Here is a 4,068-nt window from a genome sequence, read left to right on the forward strand (position 1 = left end):
CCCGGCCGTCAGCCGGCCGCCCGACAGTACGTCGATGTGCGCGAGCGTCTCGGCCAGTACGACGGGGTCGTACAGCGGCGCGACGATCCCGGCCGTCGCGATCCCGATCCGCGAGGTGTGCGCGGCCAGCCAGGTCATCGACGTGAGGATCTCGTGGTACCCGGGCCGGTGCAGGTGCCGCTCGCCGAGCACCACCCACGCGAACCCGGCCTGCTCGGCCAGCCGCGCCTGCTCGACCGCGTCCGCGAGTTGCGGGCGCTCGCCGGGGGTGCCGTAGAGGTTCAGATAGAGACCCAGCCGCATCGTGGGTGCCACCTTCCGTTGACAGGGAGCGCTCGGGGTATTTACGGTCTTGACCGTAAATGCTTTCCGCCCAGAACGCTAGGAGCCGGTCATGAGTCTTGCAGCAGAGCCGGCCCGGGCGCCGGACGGGGGAACCGCCGCGCCGATCAGTGCGATCAAGACCCGGGTGGTGAGCGCGCCGTACCGGCGGCCGTTCCAGATCAGCAGCGGCATCAGCAACGAGCTGATCAGCCTGGTCGTCGAGGTGCACACCGCGGACGGCGCCGTCGGGATCGGCGAGACGTCCCCGATGACGGCGTACACCGGTGAGACGCTGGCCGGCGTCCAGGCCGCCATCGAGGAGCACCTCGCCCCGGCGCTGATCGGCCGCGACCCGCTGGACCGTGCGGGCATCCACGTGCTGATGGACGGCGTACTGCGTGGCCAGCAGGTCGCCAAGGCCGGCCTCGACATCGCGCTCTTCGACCTGGCGGGCCGTCTCAGCGGCTGGCCGGTGCACGTGCTGCTCGGCGGCAGCTACCGCACGCGCGTGCAGACCACCTGGGTGGTCGGGCTCGGCACACTCGACGAGATGGCCGCCGAGGCCGCGGAGTACGCCGGCCGCGGGTTCCGGCACCTGAAGGTCAAGGGCGGGCACGACCCCGCGAAGGACCTCGAACTGATCCGCGCGGTCCGCGCCGCGATCCCCGCCGACGCCGAGCTCTGCCTGGACGCCAACGAGGGGTACGACGCCACCACGGCGCTGCCGTACCTCGCGAAGATGAGCGCCGCCGGCCTCACCCTGCTCGAGCAGCCGCTGCCGCGCTGGGACCTGGCCGGGCTGGTCCGGCTCCGGGACCGCCTCGACGTCCGGGTGATGGTCGACGAGAGCATGCACTCGCTGCACGACGCGCTGGAAATCGCCCGGCGCGGCGCCGCCGACGTACTGAACATCAAGATCCTCAAGGTCGGCGGCCTGCACCGCGCGCTGCAGATCGCCGCGGTCGCCGAGGCCGCCGGGCTGGCGGTGAAGGTAGGCTCGATGCCGGAGCTGGGCGTGGCCACGCTGGCCGCCGTCCACCTGGCCGCCGCCGTGCCGGGCGCCACCGTCGCGGCCGATCTGGTGGGCCCGCTGATGGTCGACGAGGACCCGCTGGCCCCGACCGTGTTCGCCGATTGCGACGGCTGGATCGACGTACCCACCCGCCCTGGTCTCGGGCACGACGTCTGAGAGGTCACCATGCATCCGCTGGTAGAACGGCTCCGCGGCACGCTGCTCCCCGCGGTCGTCACCCCGATGGATCCCGACGGCGTGGTCGCGTACGACGCGTTGTCCGCGTACGCCGTGACGCTGACGAGGCACGCGATCGGCGGCGTGGCGGTCTGGGCGCACACCGGCCGCGGGCTGTACCTGTCGCCGGGCGACCGGGCGAAGGTGCTCGAGACCTGGCGCGCGGCGACCGACGTACCGATCGTGGCGGGGGTCGGCGTACCGAAGTCCGTCGCGGCGCGGACCTTGCAGGAAGCGGCGGACGCGACCGTCGAGATGGCGCGGGCCGCGGCGGCGGGCGGGGCCGACGCGGTGATGGTGTACCCGTTGGCGGGGTTCAACGAGGTGCCGGACGGGCACGCGCAGGCCGTGGCGTTGCACGAGCGGGTGGCGGCGGAGAGCGGGCTGCCGCTGGTCGGGTTCTACCTGCACGGCGAGGCCGGCGGGTACCCGTACTCCCCGGCGTTGATCCGGGATCTGCTGTCGCTGGACGCGATGCTCGGCGTGAAGACCGCGACGCTGGACCGGGCGATCGGGTGCCAGGACGCGATCTGGGCCGGCCGCGGCACGGGCAAGCTGCTGATCACCGGCGAGGACCGGATGTACGGGCCGTCGTTCATGTGGGGCGCCGACACCGCGCTGGTCGGGATCGCGTCGGCGCAGGTCGAGTTGTCGGCCGCCGTACTGCGGGCCTGGACGGCCGGTGCGCCCGCGGAGTTCCTGGCCGCGTCGGAGCGGCTGGACCGGTTCGCGGCGGCGACGTTCTACGCGCCGATCGAGGGGTACGTGCAGCGGATGCTCTGGGCGGCCGAGTGGGAGGGGCTGGTACCGGCCGCGGCCGCGCACGATCCGTACGGCCCGGAGCTGCCGCCGGGCGAGCGCGACCTGGTGATCCGCTGCCTGGAGGAGCTGCGGTAGTTCGGGTGGCAGTGGGGTGGCGCGCTCCCTCCTTCGCTCCACCACACCGACGCCGCCCTGGACCCGCCTCAGGGGGTGGCGGTAATTGTGGTCTTGACCGAAACTAGGAGAGTACGGCCCGGACGTCAAGATCTCAGGCCCGGCTGCGCTATTCTGCGTTTCGAGGGGACTTGAGGGCCGGACCAGAAGTCGTCGGAGGTGAACTGATGGCGCTTGCGGTCGGCGTGGTCGGCCCCGAGGATCTGGTCCAGCGGGTGATGGCGGTCGGGGCGCCGAGCGGTACGACGCTGGTGCCGCTGCCGTACCGGCACGAGACCGAGGCCGTCGAGCTCGTCCAGCAGGCGGACTCCCAGGTGGCCGCGTTCCTGTTCACCGGCGTCGTCCCGTACACGATCGCCACCGAGGCCGGGGTGATCGACCGGCCCGCGATGTACGTCTCGTACGACGGCGCGACGCTGCTGCGGGCGCTCGTCGAGCTGCTGCGGCTCGGGCACAACGTCACGCAGTTCTCGATCGACACGCTCCGGCGTTCCGAAGTACTGGAGACGCTGATCGAGGCGAAGCTGCCGACGGACCGGATCCACGTGCTGCCGTACCGGCCCGGGCTGACGTCGGACGACATCGTCTCGTTCCACCGGACCGCACGGGAGAAACACGACACGAAGGTCGCGATCAGCTGCCTGGGGTCCGCGTTCCACCTGATCGAGAACGAGATGCCGTCGGTCCGGCTCGCCCCGTCGCGGTACTCGATCCGCTCCACGTTGCAGGCGCTGGTGCTGACGACCACCGGGCAGCACGTCGGCGACGCGCAGGTCGCGCTCGGCGTCATCGACCTCCCGGAGCCGGACGACGCGCTCGCCGCCGACCTGATCACGCTCGGTGGCAGCCTCGCCGCGCTCCCCGACGGGCGGCACCTGGTCGTCACCACGCGCGGTCTGCTCGAGCAGGCGACCGAGCAGTTCTCGAAGATGCCGCTGCTGGATCACCTGGCCGCGCGGCACAGCACGGCGTACGTCGGGTTCGGCATCGGACGCACCGCCGCGGAGGCCGAGGCCCTGGCCCGCCGCGCGGTCAGCCGGGCCGCGTCGATCGGCACCGTCGCCGGCGTGGTGTCGATGTCCGACGACGTCGAGATCGTCATCGAACCCACCGGCGACCAGCCGACGAGCGTCCGCGGCACCGAGAGCCTCCCGCTGCTCGCCCGCCGGGTCGGCCTCAACACCCAAACCCTGGTCCGCATGCAAGAACTCACCGCCACCCTGCCCGACGGCCTCACCACCCAAGACGTCGCCGACCACCTGGCCGTCCAGCTCCGCACCGCCCGCCGAGTTCTCAAACGCCTCGAACGAGCCGGCCTCGCCGCCCCCACCGGCACCCAACAACACGGCCGCACCGGCCGCCCACCCACCATCTACCTGATCCGCCTGTAGCTACAGAGCCTCCCGGAAGAACCGCGCGGCCTCGTTCGCGACGGCGTACCGGTGATCGCGGAGATCGTGGTCGCCGCCAACGATCGGCAGCAATCGCGACCGGGCGCCGACGGCGAGCAGCGCGTGGTGGAGCCGCTCGGCGTGCTCGTACGGAACGGTCTCGTCGGC

General features: G+C 72.1%; 4 protein-coding genes. 3 read left to right on the forward strand and 1 reads right to left on the reverse strand.

What is annotated here, in order from left to right:
• Positions 1–303 (reverse strand): LLM class flavin-dependent oxidoreductase (locus VFF46_RS32865; protein WP_325041134.1); only part of this gene is annotated, 303 nt, incomplete at its 3' end.
• Between the two features lie 91 nt (positions 304–394).
• Between VFF46_RS32865 and VFF46_RS32870 the strand changes: the two genes are divergently transcribed.
• From VFF46_RS32870 to VFF46_RS32880, 3 genes are all read left to right on the forward strand, one after another.
• A complete protein-coding gene (locus VFF46_RS32870; RefSeq protein ID WP_325041135.1) occupies positions 395–1,513 on the forward strand; it encodes a mandelate racemase/muconate lactonizing enzyme family protein in 1,119 nt (372 codons plus the stop codon).
• Positions 1,514–1,522: 9 nt separating this feature from the next.
• A complete protein-coding gene (locus tag VFF46_RS32875; RefSeq protein WP_325041136.1) occupies positions 1,523–2,470 on the forward strand; it encodes a dihydrodipicolinate synthase family protein in 948 nt (315 codons plus the stop codon).
• Between the two features lie 206 nt (positions 2,471–2,676).
• The gene (locus VFF46_RS32880) at positions 2,677–3,900 is read left to right on the forward strand and encodes a hypothetical protein (RefSeq protein ID WP_325041137.1); all 1,224 of its coding nucleotides are present in this window, start codon (positions 2,677–2,679) and stop codon (positions 3,898–3,900) included.
• Positions 3,901–4,068: the final 168 nt, after the last annotated feature.

It is taken from the genome of Kribbella sp., assembly GCF_035655035.1.
GTDB lineage: Bacteria > Actinomycetota > Actinomycetes > Propionibacteriales > Kribbellaceae > Kribbella.